The sequence below is a fragment of the Nocardia sp. NPDC057455 genome (assembly GCF_042802775.1).
In the GTDB taxonomy this organism is placed as follows: Bacteria; Actinomycetota; Actinomycetes; order Mycobacteriales; family Mycobacteriaceae; genus Nocardia.
In genome coordinates, this window is the sequence record NZ_JBHVDM010000007.1 from 62,055 (window position 1) to 80,728 (window position 18,674).

At 68.0% G+C, this 18,674-nt stretch carries 20 protein-coding genes; 9 read left to right on the plus strand and 11 right to left on the minus strand.

The features are described from left to right. Positions 1-72 precede the first annotated feature (72 nt). Together ACFU5M_RS04545 and ACFU5M_RS04550 are read right to left on the minus strand one after the other, a co-directional pair. Positions 73-528 (minus strand): DUF5994 family protein, encoded by a 456-nt coding sequence (locus ACFU5M_RS04545; RefSeq protein WP_379043602.1) that lies wholly within the window; start codon positions 526-528, stop codon positions 73-75. 16 nt (positions 529-544) lie between these two features. After that, positions 545-982: a DUF5994 family protein gene (locus ACFU5M_RS04550; protein ID WP_379043605.1), complete on the minus strand. Its 438-nt coding sequence runs from the start codon at positions 980-982 to the stop codon at positions 545-547. A gap of 322 nt (positions 983-1,304) precedes the next feature. On the opposite strand from ACFU5M_RS04550, the gene ACFU5M_RS04555 reads away from it, so the two are divergent. Beyond that, positions 1,305-2,036 (plus strand): TetR/AcrR family transcriptional regulator C-terminal domain-containing protein, encoded by a 732-nt coding sequence (locus tag ACFU5M_RS04555; RefSeq protein WP_379043608.1) that lies wholly within the window; start codon positions 1,305-1,307, stop codon positions 2,034-2,036. Positions 2,037-2,408: 372 nt separating this feature from the next. Further along, on the plus strand, positions 2,409-3,614 hold the full coding sequence (locus tag ACFU5M_RS04560) for a fatty acid desaturase family protein (protein WP_379043611.1): 1,206 nt from the start codon (positions 2,409-2,411) through the stop codon (positions 3,612-3,614). 41 nt (positions 3,615-3,655) lie between these two features. Here the strand turns inward: ACFU5M_RS04560 and ACFU5M_RS04565 are convergent, their stop codons facing one another. Both ACFU5M_RS04565 and ACFU5M_RS04570 read right to left on the minus strand, forming a co-directional pair. Further along, the gene (locus ACFU5M_RS04565; RefSeq protein ID WP_379043776.1) at positions 3,656-5,527 is read right to left on the minus strand and encodes a potassium transporter Kup; all 1,872 of its coding nucleotides are present in this window, start codon (positions 5,525-5,527) and stop codon (positions 3,656-3,658) included. 139 nt (positions 5,528-5,666) lie between these two features. Next, a complete protein-coding gene (locus tag ACFU5M_RS04570; RefSeq protein ID WP_379043614.1) occupies positions 5,667-6,686 on the minus strand; it encodes a GlxA family transcriptional regulator in 1,020 nt (339 codons plus the stop codon). A 90-nt stretch (positions 6,687-6,776) separates the two neighbouring features. On the opposite strand from ACFU5M_RS04570, the gene ACFU5M_RS04575 reads away from it, so the two are divergent. The 4 genes from ACFU5M_RS04575 (at position 6,777) to ACFU5M_RS04590 (ending at position 9,269) form a co-directional block, all read left to right on the plus strand. Then, entirely contained in the window at positions 6,777-7,202 is a 426-nt protein-coding gene (locus ACFU5M_RS04575; protein WP_379043779.1) for a VOC family protein, read from the plus strand. A gap of 109 nt (positions 7,203-7,311) precedes the next feature. Continuing rightward, the gene (locus ACFU5M_RS04580; RefSeq protein ID WP_379043617.1) at positions 7,312-7,803 is read left to right on the plus strand and encodes a DUF4254 domain-containing protein; all 492 of its coding nucleotides are present in this window, start codon (positions 7,312-7,314) and stop codon (positions 7,801-7,803) included. Between the two features lie 226 nt (positions 7,804-8,029). Continuing rightward, positions 8,030-8,467, plus strand: a complete 438-nt coding sequence (locus tag ACFU5M_RS04585; RefSeq protein WP_379043620.1) for an ATP-binding protein — start codon at positions 8,030-8,032, stop codon at positions 8,465-8,467. Further along, positions 8,460-9,269, plus strand: a complete 810-nt coding sequence (locus ACFU5M_RS04590; RefSeq protein ID WP_379043623.1) for an RNA polymerase sigma factor SigF — start codon at positions 8,460-8,462, stop codon at positions 9,267-9,269. Before ACFU5M_RS04585 ends, ACFU5M_RS04590 begins: the two co-directional genes overlap by 8 nt. A gap of 12 nt (positions 9,270-9,281) precedes the next feature. Here ACFU5M_RS04590 and ACFU5M_RS04595 read toward each other — a convergent pair whose 3' ends face one another. Beyond that, the gene (locus ACFU5M_RS04595; RefSeq protein WP_379043626.1) at positions 9,282-9,776 is read right to left on the minus strand and encodes a MarR family winged helix-turn-helix transcriptional regulator; all 495 of its coding nucleotides are present in this window, start codon (positions 9,774-9,776) and stop codon (positions 9,282-9,284) included. Between the two features lie 117 nt (positions 9,777-9,893). Here ACFU5M_RS04595 and ACFU5M_RS04600 point away from each other — a divergent pair, with 117 nt between their 5' ends. Continuing rightward, positions 9,894-11,978 carry an MMPL family transporter gene (locus ACFU5M_RS04600; RefSeq protein WP_379043782.1) on the plus strand — a complete coding sequence of 695 codons (2,085 nt, stop codon included), beginning with the start codon at positions 9,894-9,896 and terminating at the stop codon, positions 11,976-11,978. Positions 11,979-12,257: 279 nt separating this feature from the next. Here the strand turns inward: ACFU5M_RS04600 and ACFU5M_RS04605 are convergent, their stop codons facing one another. Beyond that, the gene (locus ACFU5M_RS04605; RefSeq protein ID WP_040865702.1) at positions 12,258-12,431 is read right to left on the minus strand and encodes a CsbD family protein; all 174 of its coding nucleotides are present in this window, start codon (positions 12,429-12,431) and stop codon (positions 12,258-12,260) included. 201 nt (positions 12,432-12,632) lie between these two features. Next, positions 12,633-13,451, minus strand: a complete 819-nt coding sequence (locus ACFU5M_RS04610; protein ID WP_379043629.1) for a hypothetical protein — start codon at positions 13,449-13,451, stop codon at positions 12,633-12,635. Positions 13,452-13,813: 362 nt separating this feature from the next. Between ACFU5M_RS04610 and cutA the strand changes: the two genes are divergently transcribed. Both cutA and ACFU5M_RS04620 read left to right on the plus strand, forming a co-directional pair. Further along, on the plus strand, positions 13,814-14,140 hold the full coding sequence (gene cutA, locus ACFU5M_RS04615; RefSeq protein WP_379043632.1) for a divalent-cation tolerance protein CutA: 327 nt from the start codon (positions 13,814-13,816) through the stop codon (positions 14,138-14,140). 72 nt (positions 14,141-14,212) lie between these two features. Continuing rightward, positions 14,213-14,527: a putative quinol monooxygenase gene (locus tag ACFU5M_RS04620; protein ID WP_379043635.1), complete on the plus strand. Its 315-nt coding sequence runs from the start codon at positions 14,213-14,215 to the stop codon at positions 14,525-14,527. Here ACFU5M_RS04620 and ACFU5M_RS04625 read toward each other — a convergent pair. The 4 genes from ACFU5M_RS04625 to ACFU5M_RS04640 form a co-directional block, all read right to left on the minus strand. Continuing rightward, entirely contained in the window at positions 14,442-15,053 is a 612-nt protein-coding gene (locus ACFU5M_RS04625; protein ID WP_379043638.1) for a helix-turn-helix domain-containing protein, read from the minus strand. The genes ACFU5M_RS04620 and ACFU5M_RS04625 overlap by 86 nt on opposite strands. Positions 15,054-15,550: 497 nt before the next feature. Beyond that, positions 15,551-16,846: a bifunctional o-acetylhomoserine/o-acetylserine sulfhydrylase gene (locus tag ACFU5M_RS04630; protein WP_379043641.1), complete on the minus strand. Its 1,296-nt coding sequence runs from the start codon at positions 16,844-16,846 to the stop codon at positions 15,551-15,553. 50 nt (positions 16,847-16,896) lie between these two features. After that, positions 16,897-17,412, minus strand: coding sequence for an OsmC family protein (locus tag ACFU5M_RS04635; protein ID WP_379043644.1), 516 nt, complete (start codon positions 17,410-17,412; stop codon positions 16,897-16,899). A 79-nt stretch (positions 17,413-17,491) separates the two neighbouring features. Continuing rightward, the gene (locus ACFU5M_RS04640; protein ID WP_379043647.1) at positions 17,492-18,631 is read right to left on the minus strand and encodes an AI-2E family transporter; all 1,140 of its coding nucleotides are present in this window, start codon (positions 18,629-18,631) and stop codon (positions 17,492-17,494) included. Positions 18,632-18,674 lie beyond the last annotated feature (43 nt).

The following is an 18,674-nucleotide window of genomic DNA, read 5'->3' on the forward strand; positions in this document are numbered from 1 at the left end:
CGAGTGTGCCCGCGGGCGGGGGAGCGTTCTGAGCACTGCGGCCGGGCGCGCTGGGCGGCGTCGAGCGGCGTCTCAGGATTTCCCGGCCGCCCGCCGTAGCTGAGCCTCCGCCTCACCGGATGGCGTGCCGGCGGGGATCACAACCAGCGTCGCCTCAGCACCGTTCGACCCGATCAGGTGCATGACGCCGGGCGGCTGACCGGTGTCGGGTCCGTGTACTTCGATGCCGTCCTGGCGGTCGATGCGGCGTTGGGTGAGGCTGATGGCGTTCCAGTCGAAGCTGACCCGTTCGGTGGGGCCCAGCCGGGGAGTGAGGGCGCTGATCAGGTCGTGCAGCTCGGCGGAGAGGTTGTCCGTCCATGGCCACCAGCCGCCGTCGACCTGTCCGGAGCCGGTTCCGGATTCGCGCAGCAGCAGTCGTGGGGTGCGGGTGGGCGTCCGGAAGGGTTGGCGCCCGGGCGGAGGCGGACCGGTGGTGGGGGTCATGTCGAAGTGGTTTGTGATCGGACGGGTACTGATTCTGGGCATGGTCTATTCCTTCGGGTCAGCCGGTAAGGGTCGCGGATTCGGGTATCACGGAGGCCATCAAGGCGGTGTGTGCGATGTCCTCGTCGGTGTCCGACGGGATGACGCGGAGCACGATCAGGTCGTTGTCGCGGCCGAAAAGGTACATCGTGTTCCACAGTTCGAAGACATAGGAGTCGAGCCGGACGGTCTGACCGCCGTGGACGGTGGTGTGCCTGGGCGCGTCCGCCCAGCACGTGGGGTCGTAGACGACGCGCCAGATGGGGCCGAGTCGCACTGTGAGCACGGCAAGCAGATCGGGCAGTTCGGCGGTCAGGTCATCGGAGCGGGGCCACCACGCGCCATCGATGTAGTCGCCACGGTGCACTTTCGGCTTCAACCTCAGCCGGGGGGTGTAGTCGGGTGGAACGCAGTGCCGGGCGTAGGTCGGATGCGCCTGTTCGGATGTCGCGCTCATAACGCTGTTACGAATTCGCATGTCGTGTCGTCCTCTCGCGGGAGCGCCGCGTCGTCGGCCGATGGTGGCGCGATGGCTTGGATCGCCGGTCGGTTCGGACGCTGGTCGAGCGCCTCGTAAACGAACCGGTGAGCGGTTGGAATCGGGCGCACAAGGTCTCTCGAAGCGGCCGCGGCGGCCGCGATCTCCGGAGCCGGTCGGCGAAAGTCACGGGGTTCGGACGCCGTGTTCCTCCAGTAGACGCCGATCGGGTCGTGATGTCAACACTGTAGGTCTACACTCGAGACGGTAAATGGGCTCTGCGGGCGTTGGAGGCATCGAGATGGCCGAACCGGTTGATCGCGTGGGTTCTCGCACAACAAATCGGCGTCCCCAGCGGCGGTCCGGTCGGGGTGCAGGCACCGTCACGAGGGCAGTCGTGCTGAGCGCGGCGCTCGAGATCATCGATCGCGACGGTGTCGAGGGACTGTCGATGCGCCGGTTGGCCGAGGCGGTAGGGCGGGATCCGATGGTGATCTATCGGCACGTACCGAACAAGGCGGCGGTGCTCGACGGCGTGGCCGAACTCGTGTTCGCGCAGATGTCGATCGATGCCACCGATCCGGATTGGGCCGCGCAGTTGCGGGCGGTCGCCCGGGATTTCCGGCGGCTGGCGCTGGCGCATCCGCGGGTGGTGCCGTTGCTGGTGACCCGGCCGTTGGCTACGCCGCTGGGGTTGCGTCCGTATGCGGTGGTCCGCCCCCTCGAAGACATCCTCCAGTTGCTGACCGGTGCCGGATTCTCCGGCGCCGCCGCGCTCCATGTCTACCGCGCGGTGTTCGGCTTCCTGTATGGGCACGTTCTCAACGAGTTGCAGGAGATCGTGGAACGTCCCGAGGAGACCGACGAGGTGCTGCGGCTCGGTCTGTACCGCCTCCCGCTGGCGGAGTTCCCCCTGCTGCGTGAACTCGCGCCTGTCCTGGCCGCTTACGACGGCGAAGCCGAACTCGAACGCGGCATCGACATCCTGCTCGCCGGGCTGGGCGTCACCCTGCTCGAACCCGGTACGAGGTGACTGCTGTCGACGTTGTACATCTACGTTGCAGACCTGAGTCGTTGCGAAACGTAGACTGATGACCACCGTTCACGTATCCGCTGTCGGCCGGTCGACAGTCCATTGCCGCGCAACCGGAAGACGACCTTCGATGACCTCGAAGGACAAAATCGCACCAGGTCCGGTCGGGCCCTCCACATCTACCGACGCCGCCGGCCGAGACCGACGAAGACAGCCGCCGCGGGACGGATGTCGGAGGCAGCCGTCCCGGCGGCACCACCGCACTGGCCGGGCGCGAGCTGAAGCAGCGTTCACCAACTGACTCCGAGCTCGGCCGTCCGGAGATGTCGGCTCTCGTCACGGCGGAGTGCTCCAGAGACGAGGTGCTGACGAATGGCAATCACGCAGGTCGCGGCTTACGCGCATCTGAGCGAGACGGATATCGAAGCGATGGGGCGGGAGTTCGATGCGCTTCGCCGTGACATCCTCGAGCGACGCGGCGCCCGGGACGCCGCCTACATCCGCCGGACGATCGCGTTCCAACGAATCCTGGAAACCGTGTCCCGGCTGGTGATCGCAGGCACTCGGATGAAAGCCGGGTGGCTGCTGGGGACGACGGCGCTGGCGGCGGCGAAGAGCATCGAGAACATGGAGATCGGCCACAATGTGTGCCACGGCCAATGGGATTGGATGAACGACCCGGAAATCCATTCCACGACCTGGGAATGGGATATGGTCGGGCTGTCGTCGCAATGGCGCTATGCGCACAACTATCGCCATCACATGTACACGAATGTGCTCGGCATGGACGACGATATCGGCTTCGGCGTGATGCGGGTGACCCGCGATCAGCGGTGGCGGCCGCGGCTGCTGTTGCAACCGTTGCAGAACCTGTTCCTGGCGATGACTTTCGAATGGGGCATCGCCTTGCACGATTTGGGCTCCGAGCGTGCCCGCACGCCCGGACCGGCGGAGGAAGCCGACCAGGGCAGAGCGCTGATCCGGAAGATCGCACGGCAGGTCGGCAAGGACTATGTGCTCTTTCCGGCGCTGAGCGGCCGGCGCTGGCGACGCACGCTCGCCGCGAACACCGCCGCCAACCTTCTACGTAATCTCTGGGCTTATGTGGTGATCTTCTGTGGTCACTTCCCGGACGGCGCGGAGAAATTCACCGCTGCCGGGGTGGAGCACGAGACGAAGGCCGAGTGGTATCTGCGGCAGATGCTCGGCAGCGCGAACTTCGAGGCCGGGCCGGTACTCGCGTTCATGAGCGGGAACCTGTGCCACCAGATCGAGCACCATCTGTTCCCGGACCTGCCCAGCAACCGATACGCCGAGATGGCCGTGCGGGTGCGCGCGATATGCGACAAATACGATCTGCCCTACACCACCGGGCCACTGATCCGGCAGTATCTGCTGACCCTGCGCACGATCCACAAGCTGGCTCTCCCGGACAGTGTGCTGACCGCGACCTCCGACGACGCGCCCGAGACCGCCTCGGAGCGCAAGTTCGACGCCCGCGCGGCGACCGGAGCCGCCGCGTTTCCCCGGCGCGGCCTGCGCACCGCGCTGCTGCTCACCGGCCGGCCGCGCTCTTGAGTGTCCGATTTCCGCTGCGCGGCAACGCACGGTCGGAGCGTTCAGATCTCGATGTGCGCGCCCATGATGACGGTGCGTTCGCGGGGCAGACCGAATTGCTCGGCGGCGTCGGCGGTGATGTAGGAGGTGGCGATGAACAGCCGTTTGCGCCATGCGGCCATCGTCGGCTCGGCGCCTGCGCGCAGTTCGATCTTCGACAGGAAGTAGGACGCCTGGTCCAGTTGTAAGGGCCCCTCGGTGACGGCGGGGTCCACCAACGCCAGCGCGCCGGGCACGTCCTGGGCCTCCAGGTAGCCGAACCGGGCGAGGACGTGGATGATCCCGTCTTCGGTGTAGCCGAGGGGGTCGACGCTGATCCGCTGATCGGCCGGAACGCGCGGTACGGGTTCGGTCTCGATCGACATGATCACGACGTGCGCGTGGCGTACGTGGTTGTGTTCGGCGTTGGCTCGCATGGCCAGCGGCGCGGTTCGTTTGCCGCGGTTGAGGAAGACGGCCGTGCCGGGGACCCGGAGTATCGACGGGTCGTCCCCGGCGTGCAGGCGATCGATGAATTCGCGCAGTGACCCTTCCCGCCGCTCGCGTTCGGCGCTGACGATTTCGCGTCCGCGCTGCCAGGTGGTCATGACGGTGAACGCGGTGAGGCCGATCAGCAGCGGCAGCCACGCGCCGTGCACCAGCTTGGTCAGATTCGCCGCGACGAACAGTAGGTCGACCGACATCAGGGGGACGGCGCCCAAGGCGAGCAGCCACAGCGGGATATGCCACCGGGCGCGGGCGATGTAGAAGAACAGCAGGGTGGTGATGGTGATCGTGCCGGTTACCGCCATGCCGAAGGCATAGGCCAGCGCTGCCGAACTGCGGAAGGCGAACACCAGGGTGAGCACCGAGACCAGCAGCAGCCAGTTGATCCACGGAACGTAGATCTGGCCCACCGTGGATTCGGAGGTGTGCGCGATCCGCAGCCGGGGCAGGTAGCCGAGCCGGGCGGCTTGGGACGCCACCGAGTACGCCCCGGTGATCACCGCTTGGGAGGCGATCACCGTCGCCGCGGTGGCCAGCAGCACCAGCGGCAGTCGGCCCCAGGTCGGCACGAGCAGGAAGAAGGGGCTGCTGACGTGCCGGGAGTCGCCCAGGATCAGCGCTCCTTGGCCGAGATAGCTGAGAATGCACGCCGGGAACACCAGGATCAGCCAGGCCCGGGTGATCGACCGCCGGCCGAAATGACCCATGTCGGCATACAGCGCCTCGGCTCCGGTCACCGCGAGGACGACCGCGGCCAAGGCGAAGAAGGCGGTGCCGATATGGCCGGCCAGGAAACCCAGCGCGTAGGTCGGGGACAGGGCGCGCAGGATCTGCGGATGATCGGCGATGCCCGCCACCCCACACGCTCCGATGGTCAGGAACCAGACGATCATCACCGGCCCGAACACCCGGCCCACCGCCGAAGTGCCCCGGCGCTGCACCAGGAACAGCGTCACGATGATCACCGCGGTGATGGGCACGACGAACTCCCGCAGCGACGGCTCCACGACCTCGATCCCTTCGACCGCGGACAGCACGGAGATCGCCGGGGTGATCATGCTGTCGCCGAAGAACAGCGAAGCGCCGAAAATCCCCAGCGCCGCCAGCACCGCGGTCTGCCGCCGCCCGTGTTGCGAGCCCCACCGCCGCAGCAGCGTGATCAGCGCCATGATGCCGCCCTCGCCGTCGTTGTCGGCGCGCAGAGCCAGCAGGATGTAGGTGATCGTGACGATGATGGTCACCGACCAGAACACCAGCGAGATCACGCCGTACACGTTGTCGGTGGTGACCGGGACCGGATGCGGGTCGCGGGGATTGAACACCGTCTGGATGGTGTAGATCGGGCTGGTTCCGATATCGCCGAACACCACGCCCAGAGCGGCGATCACCACGCCCAACCGCGCGGTGTCGTGCGCGTTCGCCGCGGCGGGCGCCGGGGACCGTGCCTCGTCGGATGTGGTCGTGTACTGCTGATCGCTCACGGCGATCCTCCTCGCGCGGGTTCCTGGGCAGCTCCGGGCGCACGACTCAATACGACACGCGCGTCATGCGGATCTCGGAGATCGACATGCCCCGGCGGCGGCGGAACAATCCGCGCAGGGTTCCGGCGTTGAGATAGCCGACCTTGGCGGCCACCGCGTCCACCGTGAGCGTTGTGGTGCGCAGCAGGTGCACGGCCCGCTCGAGGCGGATGTCGTGCACGAATTCGGTAGGGGACATGCCGAGTTCGGCGTGTGTGGCCCGTTGCAAGCTGCGTTCGGTGACGCCGATGGCGCGGGCGGCGTGGGCGATCCGGAAATTCTCGCCGAGATGTTCGCGGACCCAGCGTTCGAAAGCCGCGGTGACGGAATCGCCTCTGGCGATGATCTCGGGAACGATGAACTCGCGTTGCGGTCGTCCCGCACCGACCGCGAGGTAGCGCATCGCCCGCTCGGCCACCGCCGGGCTCTTGCTGGCGATCAGCGACAGCGCTAGGTCCATGTGCGACAGCGCCGCGCCCGCGGTGGTGACGCCCTGGCCGCGGCACAGCGTCCGGCCCTCGTCGAGTTCGATCCGCGGATAACGGCGCCGGAAGCTGGGGCCGAGCCACCAGCTCGTGGTCGCCGGGGAGCCGTCCAGCACGCCCGCCTCGGCCAGGAAGAACGTTCCGGTGCAGGCGCCGGCCAGATGCGCGCCCCGATCGCGGGCGGCGACCAGCCGGTCGAGCACAGGACGGCTGGCCGGTGCGGAGATGAGGTCGATCAGCGCCGCGGCCTCTAGAACGTTCACGGCGGGCACGATCATCAGCTCGAATTCGTCGCCGAGCTCCTCGAGCGGGATCGTCGGCACGATGTTGCCGTTGCCCGAGCGCACCGTGGCGCCGAACGACGCGGTGTAAATCCGCCAGGGCTGCGGCGGATCGGGGAGTTCGGTGCGCACGGCATTGGCGGTGTTGAAGGTCTCCAGCAAAGCGGCGTATCCGAAATCGGCTACGCCGTCCACCACGAAGACGACGACGTCCATGTCGGAAACGGTACCGAAGATGTCGTTGACGACACTCGGTTCCACGGAAGTTCTGTCCTACTGTCATCGCGAGACGGCTCGCCCCCGGAGTCGTTCGCATTCGCCGTACCTCGTCGCTTGGGAGTTCGCGTGACCATGATCGAAACCACCGGGACGCACCACATCCGGTTGACAGTGACCGATATCGCACGGTCCCGCGCCTTCTACCGAGACGTGCTCGGCTTCCCGATCGCCGCCGAATCGCCGGGCAGCCCGGACGATCCGGCGGTGCGCGCCGATCCGATGCGCCTGTTCGGCGGGGTGGTCTTCCAGGCCAACGGCATGTTGCTCGGCCTGCGCCCGGTGGCCGCCGCGACGGACCGATTCGATTCCGAGCGTGTGGGTTTGGACCACCTCAGCTTCGCCGTCCCGGCGCGCGACGATCTGGTGGCCGCGGCCGCCCGCCTGTCCGAGGCAGGCATCGAACACGGCGAGATCAAGGAAATGGCCGATTTCGGCATCGCTATCCTCTCGTTCTCCGATCCCGATGGCATAAATCTCGAACTCACTGCGCCACTGTGAGTTTGCAAGCGCCCAGCGCGGGCATGCCCGATCCGGAATGAACGCTGTTCTGATGAAGGCTTCGACGACCGGCCGCGAAATCCGTGTGGTCGTGCCGAGGAGGTAGCCGATGCTGGTCCAGCGTGCGCGGCCACGAAAGCTGTCCGAGAGTTCGGCGTTGCCGAGCCCGAGCGCTCTGCTGTGCGCGCTGGGTGGACAGCACGTGCAGGGCCCGGTGAGCCGGTGGGCGCGCGAACTGACCGAACTGCACCGGCAGCGCCGTGAGCAGGCGCGCGACCTGGTCGAGCTCGAGCGGTACCGTGCCGAGTTGGTCGACCGGATCGACACCTGGGCGACCTTGCAGCTGCCGTCCGCCGCGTCGGGTGTGCGTCTGCACGACGTCAGCCTGGGCGTGATGATCGACCGGATGGCCGCCGTCGCGGAAGAAGCGTTCCATCTGCTGATGAACGACGATCCGGGTGGCGAGCGCATGCACGTGGCATGGACTCGGCTGGCGGAATTGGAGATCGCCTACACCGATCTGGTGCGTGCGGTCGGTGACGGGCGTCGTCGTCTCCCGCCGAAACGGATCGGGCCGTTGCCGGCACCGGGGACCGAATGATCTCCGGGCCGGGCGGTCGAGCGCCGCATCCGGGGGCCGGCCTGCCCCCCGGAGGGAAGGTGCTGGTCATCCGCGCTGCCGACCGTAGTGGAGAGTGCGCGCACGGCGTCGTGACCTGCCGCCGCGGGCGAAGCGGCGCGTGTTGTGCCGTGGCCGATCGAAACGAGTCGAGGAGAGGGCGTAGGCTGAGCGCTCCGACGGACGGCGCGACTTCTGGGAGCGGTGCATGAGCAAGGCTGAGGGGACTCCTCCCGCTACGACGCGGACCGGCACGATCAGCGTGCGGGTGCCCGCGGTGTCCGAACAGCTGGCGATGCTGCGTGCCTTGGCCGAGACAGTCATGCTCATGGCCGATTTCGGTATAGATGAGGTGACCGATATCCGGCTGGCCCTCGACGAGGTGGCCAGCGCGCTGGTGCTGGACGCGGTGGACGGGGCAGAGCTCGAGTGCGGGTTCGGTTTCGAGGACGACGCGGTGGAGGTGCGCGTGTCCACCGTCACGGTGTCGGACACCAGCCCGGACGAGTCCGGTTTCGGCTGGCACATCGTGTCGACCCTGACCGATGCGGTCTCGGCTACGCGAGGCGCGCACGATTCCGCCGCGGGCGGCTACCCGACTGTCGTCGACTTCCGTTGGGTGCGCGGCGGCTCGAATAATGCGTAGCGAGTCGAATCAGGCCGGCGCCAAGCGCAAATCGCGGGGAGACAGCTACGACAATATCGAGCCGCTCTTCGCCGAACTCGCCGCGCTTGCCCCGGACGATCCACGCCGGGAAGCCGTGCGCGCCGAGTTGATCGAGCGTTGCCTGCCATTGGCCGAACACATCGCCCGCAAGTTCAGCGGGCGCGGCGAAAGCTTCGAGGACCTGCTGCAGATCGCGCGGGTGGGCATGCTCGCCGCCGTCGACCGCTTCGATCCGGGGCACGGCGCGACCTTCCTGTCGTTCGCCGTGCCGACGATCATGGGTGAAGTGCGCAGGCATTTCCGCGACTACGCCTGGTCGGTGCGAGTGCCGCGGCGGCTCAAGGAGATCCAGTCCACCATCGGTCCCACGGTGGAGATCCTGTCGCAGCGGCTGGGCCGGATGCCGCGGGCGCGGGAGATCGCCGAGGAACTGGGCGCGGACCTGACCGAGGTGACCCAGGCGCTCATCGCACGCAACGCCTACCAGACCTCCTCGATCGATGCCGCCTCCGACACCGACGACTCGGAATCCGGCGGCCCCTCGCTGCTGGACTCGCTCGGCGCCGAGGATCCGGACTTCAGCACCGTGGAGAACTATCTGGCGGTGAAGCCGCTGCTGGCCGCGCTGCCGGAGCGGGAGAAGCAGGTGCTGGTGATGCGCTTCTTCGACTCGATGTCCCAGGAGCAGATCGCCCAGCGGATCGGCTGCTCGCAGATGCAGGTCTCGCGGATTCTGTCGAAGACCTTGAAATCGCTGCGCGAGCAGGCTCTGCGGGACTGAGCGAGCGGACCTTCACTCGCCGGTCAGCTCGTCGTGGTATTCGCGCATCGCTTGGACCACGGCGACCAGGACGCGGTGCGCGGCGGCCAAATCCGCGGCGGGCAGGTCGGCCATCGCGGCGCGGGTCTGCCGCCCGAGCGGGGTGAAGAAGCCTCGGGCCACGTCCATGCCGTGCTCGTCGTAGTGCAGGATGACCCGCCTGCGGTCGGCCGGGTCGGCGGCGCGGCGTAGGTGACCGGACTCGATCATGCGCTCGACCAGGTAGGTCACCGCCGATGAGGAGATGCCCATCAGCTTGCCGAGCGCGCCCGCGGTGAGCGGCGCGCCCTCGATCTCGGCGGTCGCGACGTGCATCAGTGCGCGAAAGTCGTTGGCGCGCAGTTCGTGTGTTCGGGCGAAGACCTGTCCGATCTGCTCGGAGATCGCGGTGAGGGCGCGGATGTCGGCGGCGATGCCGGTTTCCAGTCCATCACGGTCCGGCCCGTCCGCATTCGGCTCGGGGGTCAACGGCGCATCCTTTTCCACACGGGGGATCAGCGTAGTTCAGCCGGTGTCTCGATTGCTTAATATTTCAGTTTCTGAGAGAGTTGCGGGGTGAGCGCTTGGGATCGCTATGCGTCGGTGGTGACCGCCCGGACCTCGTGGGTGCTGCTCGTGGCGCTCGCCGCGGCTTCGATAGGCCTGATCGGGGCGGTGGGTGAGAACGAGTCCGCCGGGCAGGCACCGACCGCGCTGCCGTCCTCGGCAGAGGCGGCCCGGGTCGAACAGGCGCTGGAGGAGTTCCCGGACGCGGGGACGGCCGCGGCCATCGTCGTGGTCACACGCGCCGATGGCGGCGAACTGACCGACGCGGACCGCGATGCCACCGCCGCGGCGGTTTCCCGCGCGGCTGGACGTACACCCGGTCCCGGCGACCTGATCGCCGCGCCCGACCGGAAGGCGGCGATCGGGCAGGTGTCCGTGGACGCCGACCTGAACGGATTCGCGCTGACCGACCGCATCGAGGAGATCCGTGCCGCCGCGCGGGACGGATTGCCCGACGGGCTCGTTCTGCAGGTCACCGGCGGTCCGGCCTTCGGCGCCGACATCGCCGACTCGTTCTCCGGCGCGAACGTCACCCTGCTGGCGGTGACCGCGGTGGTCGTGGCGGTGCTGCTGATCGCGACGTATCGCTCCCCGGTGCTGTGGCTGGTGCCGCTCGCGGTGGTCGGTGCGGCCGACCGGGTGGCCACCGGCGCGGGAACCGCGCTGGCGCGCCTGACCGACCTGACCTTCGACGGCTCGACCTCCGGTGTGACGAGCGTGCTGGTGTTCGGTGCCGGCACCAACTACGCGCTGTTGCTGGTGTCGCGCTATCGCGACGAACTGCACCGGGAATCCGATCACCGCGCGGCGCTGCGGCAGGCGGTGCGGCGGGCCGGGCCGGCGATCCTGGCCAGCAACGTGACGGTGGTGGCCGCGCTGCTGGTGCTGCTGCTGGCATCGGTGCCGAGCACGCGCAGCCTCGGTGTGATGGCCGCGCTCGGGTTGCTGGTGGCGGTGGTATTCGTCCTGCTCGCGCTGCCCGCCGCGCTCGCGTTGTGCGGGCGCAAGGTGTTCTGGCCGTTCGTGCCGCAGGCCGATGGCCGCGACACGGCGGACGAGGGAGTCTGGCACGCGATCGCCGCGCGCGTGGTGCGCAGGCCCGCTCTGGTCGCAGGCAGTGCGATCGCGGTGCTCGCGGTTTGCGCGACCGGGCTGCTGTCGACCCAGGTAGGACTCTCGCAGACCGAGCAGTTCCGGGTCCGCGCGGAATCGGTGCAGGGATTCGACGCCCTCGCGCAGCATTTCCCCTCCGGGGCTTCCGATCCCGCGATCGTTCTCGCGCGCAGCGATGCGGCGGCGGAGATCGATACGGCATTGCGCCGCACCGAGGGCGTGGTGCTGACGTCGCAGACGGGGACCGCACCGACCGGACTGACCCGCTGGTCCGTGGTGATCGACGCGCCGCCGTCCTCCGCACGCGCCTTCGACACGATCGAGGCGCTGCGCGCGTCGCTCGCGCGGGTGCCCGGAGCCGACGCGCTGGTCGGCGGCACCGACGCCCAAGCGCTGGATGTGCAGACCGCCGCGAGCCGGGACCGCGAGGTGGTCATCCCGCTCATTCTCGTCGTCGTGCTCGTGGTGCTGCTCGCGCTGCTGCGCGCGGTGCCCGCCGCGCTCCTGCTGGTCGCGGTGACGGTGCTGAGCGCGCTGGCCGCGCTGGGGTTGGGCAGCTGGATGAGCGAGCACGTGTTCGGATTCCCGGCGCTGGACATCAGCGTGCCGCTGTTCGCGTTCCTGTTCCTGGTCGCCCTCGGCGTCGACTACACGATCTTCCTGGTCACCAGGGCGCGCGAGGAGACGCCGCAGTACGGCACCACGCACGGCATGGTGCGGGCGGTGTCGGTGACCGGCGCGGTGATCACCAGTGCGGGCATCGTGCTGGCCGCGGTGTTCTGCGTGCTCGGCGTGCTCCCGCTGATCACCCTGACCCAGGTCGGCATCGTGGTGGGCCTCGGCATCCTGCTCGACACGTTCGTCGTGCGCACGGTGGTGATCCCGGCACTGTTCAGCCTGATCGGGCGCATGCTCTGGTGGCCGAGCGAGTTGCGGCTCGTCGAGGAGGACGGCGCGACCTCCGGCGCTGATCAGTCGGCCGGTGACCAGCCGGGGCTGCGCGACAAGTAGCCGCAGGGGCGCGCCATGGCGGCGTCGCGCAGGTTGCCGGATCACGGAGAATCGTGGCGGCCACCTTGCCCGGCGCTCGCGGGCAGCGCCGACGTCCGGCCGCATTCACCCTCAGGCTCGGCACCCGAGCAGCCGATTCGGTGGAGCGCGCGGAAGGAGACCAAGAGAGCGGATGACCGCGAGTGCGGTCATCCGCTCTGGGAGGCGTACCTCTGCCTTCGCTGCGGCCATGCGCCGCGTTGCCGGGCGGACTACATCCGCAGCGCTGTTCAGCAGTGGTCAGTGCTTGAAGGCGTCCTTGACCTTCTCGCCGGCGTCCTTCAGGTCGGACTTGACCTTGTCGGTGCGGCCTTCGTCGCGCTTCCCCCGGTCGCCCGTCGCCTCGCCGACCTTCTCTTTGGCCTGACCAGCGACTTTATCGGCCTTGTTCTTCGCCTTGTCGACTGTGCTCATGTCACAACCTCCTTGTGAAGAGACCGGCCGACCATCTTCAGCCGGTCTTTTGCGCAGTAGCCCGATAGAGCGCGGCCAAACATCCGGAATTCCTCGCAAAGCAGAAGACCCGGTCGAAACCGGGTCTTCGCGAGAGTGCGCAGCGAAAAGCGACGAGTCGCACGGTGCGATGCGGCGCCGGAGCCCGCCGGGAAAGGCGAATTACGAGGCGGGAACCGTAGGTGGCGTGAGAAGCCCTTGGAGCACACCGACACCCGCTCCGACAGCCGCGCCGACGGCGATGGCCGGGGACGCGACGAACCCGTACCCGATGGCGGCGCCGAAGGCCATGACGGCTACCGTCCCGGTCGGAAACATCGGCAGGCCCGCGATGGCGCCGCAGACGGCGCCGATGACCGCGCCGATCGAGGCGACCGGCGAAGCCACCATGCTGCCCACCGAGGCGCCCATGGCGGTGGAACCGATGAGATCGGCGGCCATGCGATCGGAGCGCGACGGCTCGAAGCCCGCCGAGTCCAAGGTTTGCGCGATGCTTGCTTCCGGGCCCGCGATCGCATCGTTGAACATCTTGCCCTGCTCGGGAGTCAGGAAGTCCGGCCGTCCGATCACTATCGAACCGGCGCGCAGCGTGCCGGGAGGCGCCTCGATCGGCGCGACCGCTGGAGCCGGAGCGGCGGGGTTGGGCAGGTGCAGCCGCTGCGGGTCGATGGGGGCGAGCACGTTGGGATCCGGCATCGGCCGGTTGACGCTCAGGTCGTTGCGGCCTGCCGAAACCGGGGGCGCGGGTGGAACAGCCTCGGAGGGAAGGGCTCCGGGGTCGGCGGGATCCGCCGCCGGGGTGATGACGCCGACGGCGGGCGCCGGAGCGAACGGGAGCTGGACGGAGATCTCCGGCAGCAGCGGATCGGCGGTGGCGGTCGCGGCGCCGACCACGGACAACGGGATGGCGCCCGCGACGACCAGAGTGGCGGCACGGCGTAAGAAGGGGTGTGCTGGAGTTTCGGGTACTGCTATGCCCATGGACTTACCCACCTCATTCTCAAGAGGACATATACCTACCTTTCTAGTTCGATTCAGAAAGCCGTACGGATGCGCGAAAGTTGGATTTCTTTTCCGATAGCGAGGAACCGCGCACGCGCCGAATCGAATCCGTGCGACAGTATCGAATATTCGTGGCGCCGTACGACAACCGATGATGCCCGCATACGGCGAAATTGCTGACTCGAGTCGGGAAAACCGGCGGTAAACGGGTTTCCGCCCCGCTGCACGGCTTCCGGCCGCATCGCGGACAGTTGGAGTGCCCCAGGGGGTGATCGCTCCGGGGACAACGCGTCAGGAGACCGCGGCCGGTCCGGGGCGCGTCTGTGCCCTAGTCTGTCGGAATGGCAACTCCGAGTGTGTGGACCGTAACGACCACTACCCCCACCGAAGACGCTGCCCAATCCATCGCTCGCGCCGCGGTGACGGAGAAGCTGGCTGCGGGTGCGTTCATCACCGGCCCGATCAAGTCGGTGTTCTGGCACCTCGGCGAATCCGGTGAAGGCCAGGAGTGGCGCGTCGAGCTGCGAACCTCCGACGCCACCCGGGACAAGCTCGCCGCCAGGATCAACGAACTGCACCCTTGGGACAACCCGGAGCTGACCGGCCACCCCATCGCATGGTGCCCCGACGAGTACGCGGACTGGGTGGACCGCTCTACAGTGGCATAGCCGCATCTGCCTGTACGGTGGCCGTGTCCCGAATCCTCATCCGGTCGGGGCGCACTGTGCGGAGGAGGGGTGATGTTCGCGCTCGTCGTGAGGTTCGACCTGCAAGACGCCGGGAAGGCGACCGAGTTCGACAAGTTGGTGGCGGAAACCGTTCGAGCGATAACCGACTTGGAACCCGGGACGCTGGTGTACGCCACGCATACCGTCGAGGGCGAGCCGCTGTCGCGGATCTTCTACGAGGTGTACCGCGATCGTTCGGCCTTCGAGGAGCACGAGCGGCAACCACACACGCGCCACTTCCTCAGCCAGCGGGAGAACTACGTCGCTTCGTTCCGGGTGGAGTTCCTGTCGCCTGCCGACACGAAGGGCCTACCCGCGGCGGGCTGACCGGATCACAGGCGCGCGGCAATCCCGCACCATACGGCGAATCCGTGGACGGTGTCGACGCTGCGTGCTTCCGCACGAGCCAGCGCCCGCACCGTCTCGTGCACCATCGGATTCCAGCGAGTCTGCGCCGGGGCAATCGCTTTCGCGGTAAGCAGCGCATCCAAGGCGCGTGCGCGGTCCCCATGCAGGAGGTAGGCGCGCGACAGGTCGATGTAGTGATGACCCGCGCGCTCTTTCGGGGTGCCATCGGGGATGCGTGCACTTCGATGTCTGGTCCAGGCGCAGGTGAATACGGTTGTCCGGTCAGCTCGGCAACACCGACCCGGAGCGCCTTGGACACAGCCCCGAGAAACGTCGGCGATGCGGGGGCTGTCCGCTGCTCCACCGCACGAACAATTCCGAGAGAGATGTTCGCTTTCTCCGCCAGTGCCTTCTGTGTGAGGCCGGCGAGCTTCCGGGTCTGGGCCACGCGTGCTGCGATGGCAGCGCGGTCATCCATTTCGCTCACCCCTCCATTCAACGACATCCGTTCGTGCCCGAGTACTAGAAAGTTTGATACTTCGCGCGCCGTTTCGGGTTCACAGTCGTAGCCAGGCCCCGGCGCTGGGTGAAGCCCTTTCCTCGCAGAGGCATACCACCAGCGTCCGTGACGCAGCCGGAAAGAGCGAAAGCTTCTGGCGGCGGGTGCCTTTCATTCGAGGAGATGGGGAGTCGCGCGGGATGGGAGAGGCAGATGAGTTCCGGCTGTCCGAAGTGGGGTGCACTGCACCGGCCGGCCCGCGATGCGCAGCGTCACCACGAAGCTGTGGCGTTACGATGCTGCTGACGGGAAGTGGTTCGAGGAATGCGTTGTGCCGATCGGCGCGGACGGTCTCGCGTTCGCGGTCATCCGCGCGACCGGTAGCGAGACACCCGGGGTTACCGTGACCACTCGCGACGGGCGGGCGATCACAGTCGGGCCGCTCGCGGCCTGACCACGAGTCACCCGACGCCCCGGGGCCGATCACCCCGGGGCGCACCGCATCAGGAGGCCGCGTCGAATCCGGCGCGCAAGTCGGCGAGGATGTCGTCGATTCCCTCGATACCGACCGCGAGCCGGACCAGGCCGGGCGTGACGCCCGCGTTCAGCTGCTCTTCCGGCGTCAACTGCGAGTGGGTGGTGGAGGCCGGGTGGATCACCAGCGAGCGCACGTCACCGATGTTGGCGACGTGACTGTGCAGCCGCAGTGCCTCGACGAATCGCTTGCCCGCGTCCACGCCGCCGGCCAGTTCGAAGCCGATCACCGCGCCGGTGCCCTTCGGTGCGAGGGCGCGGCCGCGCTCGTACCACGGGGAGGACGGCAGGCCCGCGTAGGACACCGAGGTGACTTCCGAACGGCCGGTGAGGAATTCGGCCACCGCCTGCGCGTTCTGCACGTGCCGTTCGATCCGCAGGCTCAGCGTCTCCAGGCCCTGGCTGATCAGGAACGCGTTGAACGGCGAGACCGCCGAGCCGAGGTCACGCAGCAGTTGCACGCGCGCCTTGAGCGCGTAGGCGGGCGCGCCGAGCTCGGCGTACACGACACCGTGGTAGCTCGGGTCGGGTTCGGTGAAGCCGGGGAACCGGCCACCGGTCCAGTCGAACTTGCCGCCGTCCACGATCACGCCCGCGATGGCCGCGCCGTGTCCGCCGAGGTACTTGGTGGCCGAGTGCACGACGATGTCGGCGCCGTGGGCCAGCGGCTGGATCAGGTAGGGCGTGGCGACTGTGTTGTCCACGATCAGCGGGACCCCGTTGTCGTGGGCGACACCCGCGATCCCCGGGATGTCGAGGATGTGATTCTGCGGGTTGGACACCGTTTCGCCGTAGAGCGCCTTGGTGTTCGGGCGGATGGCGGCTTTCCACTGCTCGAGGTCGTCGGGGTCGTCGACGAAGGAGACCTCGATGCCGAGCTTGGGCAGCGAGTAGTGGAAGAGGTTGTAGGTGCCGCCGTAGAGCCGGGGACTGGAGACGATGTGGTCGCCCGCTCCGGCGATGTTCAGGATCGCGAAGGTCTCCGCGGCCTGCCCGGAGGCCAGCAGCAGGGCGGCGACGCCGCCTTCCAGTGCGGCGATGCGCTGCTCCACCGCGTCCTGGGTGGGGTTCATGATCCGGGTGTAGATGTTGCCGGGCTCGGCCAGACCGAACAGCGCCGCCGCGTGCGCGGTGTCGCGGAAGGTGTAGGAGGTGGTCTGGTAGATCGGCAGCGCGCGGGCGTTGGTGGTGCCGTCCGGAATCTGTCCGACGTGGATCTGCTTCGTCTCGAAGCTCCAGTTCTGGGACAGGTCGGGTTCGGTCATCGGGAAGGTCCTCCTTCTGGTGGGTGATCGATCAGGGGGTGGGGCGGCGGCTAATCGGTGATCAGGGTGGTATCGACCGGAGTACGTCCGGTGGTGAGATCCAGCACGGGGCAGTGCGCGTCGACGGCCTGCTGGAGTTCGGCATAGCGCTGCTCGGTGTCGGGGCCACTGATGCGAACGGTCACCCGCACCGCTCGGAATCCGGCGCGGACGTTGTCATCCAAGCCGAAGAACCCGCGTACGTCGAGATCGCCCTCGGCGCTCACCGACAATTCATCGATCGTGATGCCGAGGCGCTGCGCCCAGAACCGGTAGGTCACCACTTGACAGGAGATGAGCGACGCCAGATACACCTCGACCGGATTGGGCGCGGTGTCCGCGCCGCCGAGCGCGGGCGGTTCGTCGACGCGCACGGTGTACTTGCCGAGGGTGATCGCGCTGCCCACCGTCCCCTCCGGGGTTCCGGAGGCACGGAACACCACCAGCGCGTTCGCCGAGTCGTCCGCGACGGCCTCGGCCGTCGCGTCGGCGATGTCGTTGAGCGGGGTGCTCACATCAGTTGTCATGTCCACTGACGCTAGGAACCCGGGCGGACGACGGCGAGAGTTACATTCGGACTGAATGCAAGGATGGCGCTCGGCGCGGTCAGTCCGCGGCTTCCGGCTCCGGCTCCGGCTCCGGCGCGGTGGCCTCGTCGATCTGCTCGCCGACGTACCGCAGGACGACCGCGGCCATCGCGACCACGGGGACGGCCAGGAACGCGCCGACGATCCCATACAGCGAGCCGCCCGCGGTGACCGCCAGTAGGACGATGACCGCGTGCAATTGCATGCTGCGGCTCTGCAGCACCGGCTGCAGCACATTGCCTTCCAGCTGCTGCACGGCGATGACGATGCCGAGCACGATCAGGGCGGTCACGAAGCCGTTGCCCACCAACGCGACCAGCACCGCCAGCGCACCCGCGACGAACGCGCCCACCATCGGAACGAATCCGCCGAGGAAGGTGATCACCGCGAGGACCAGCGCCAGCGGCACTCCGAGGATGACCAGCCCGGCCCCGATACACACCGCGTCGACCAGGCTGACCAGCGCCTGCGTGCGGATGAACCCACCGAGCACGACCCAGATCCGGCCGAGCACCTCCTCCAGGTGCTTGCCGCCGCGGCTGCCGGAAACGCCGTGCAACCAGGGCAGGAAACGCGGGCCGTCCTTGACGAAGAAGAACACCAGCACCAGCACCAGAAACAGGGTGACCAGCACCGAGGTAGCGGTGGTCACGCCGCTGAACACACCGCTCGCGATCTGCGCCGAACTCGACTGCAGCCGGGAGACGATCGCGTCCACGGCCGAATCCAGTTGCTCGTCACGGATTCTCAGTGGCGGGCCTTGCAGCCAGTCGCGCACCTGCTCGACGCCCGCGCTCGACTTGTCGGCCAGTTCCGGCGCCTGATCCACGACCGACGGCACGATCAGCGCGATGATGCCGGCCAGCACACCGATGAAACCGAGCACCGCGATCGAGGCGGCCGCGGCCGGTGGCAGGCCCCGTGCGGTGAGCCAGCGCACGGGCGGCCACAGCACGGTGGCGACGACGATCGCCAGCGCCACCGGCAGGATCACCACCCACAGCCGGGCGACCAGGTATCCGAGCACCCACGCGCCCGCCGCGATGGCGACGATGCACAGCGCCCACTTGGCCAGCCACACCAGGCCCGCACCGATGACGTCACCGCGATCCCGCGGTGCGGGCTTGTCCGGTCCGTGGCTTTTGCTACGTTCGCTCACGGGCCCAGTCTGGCACGAGAGGACCCGATCGAGCAGAGCTCGC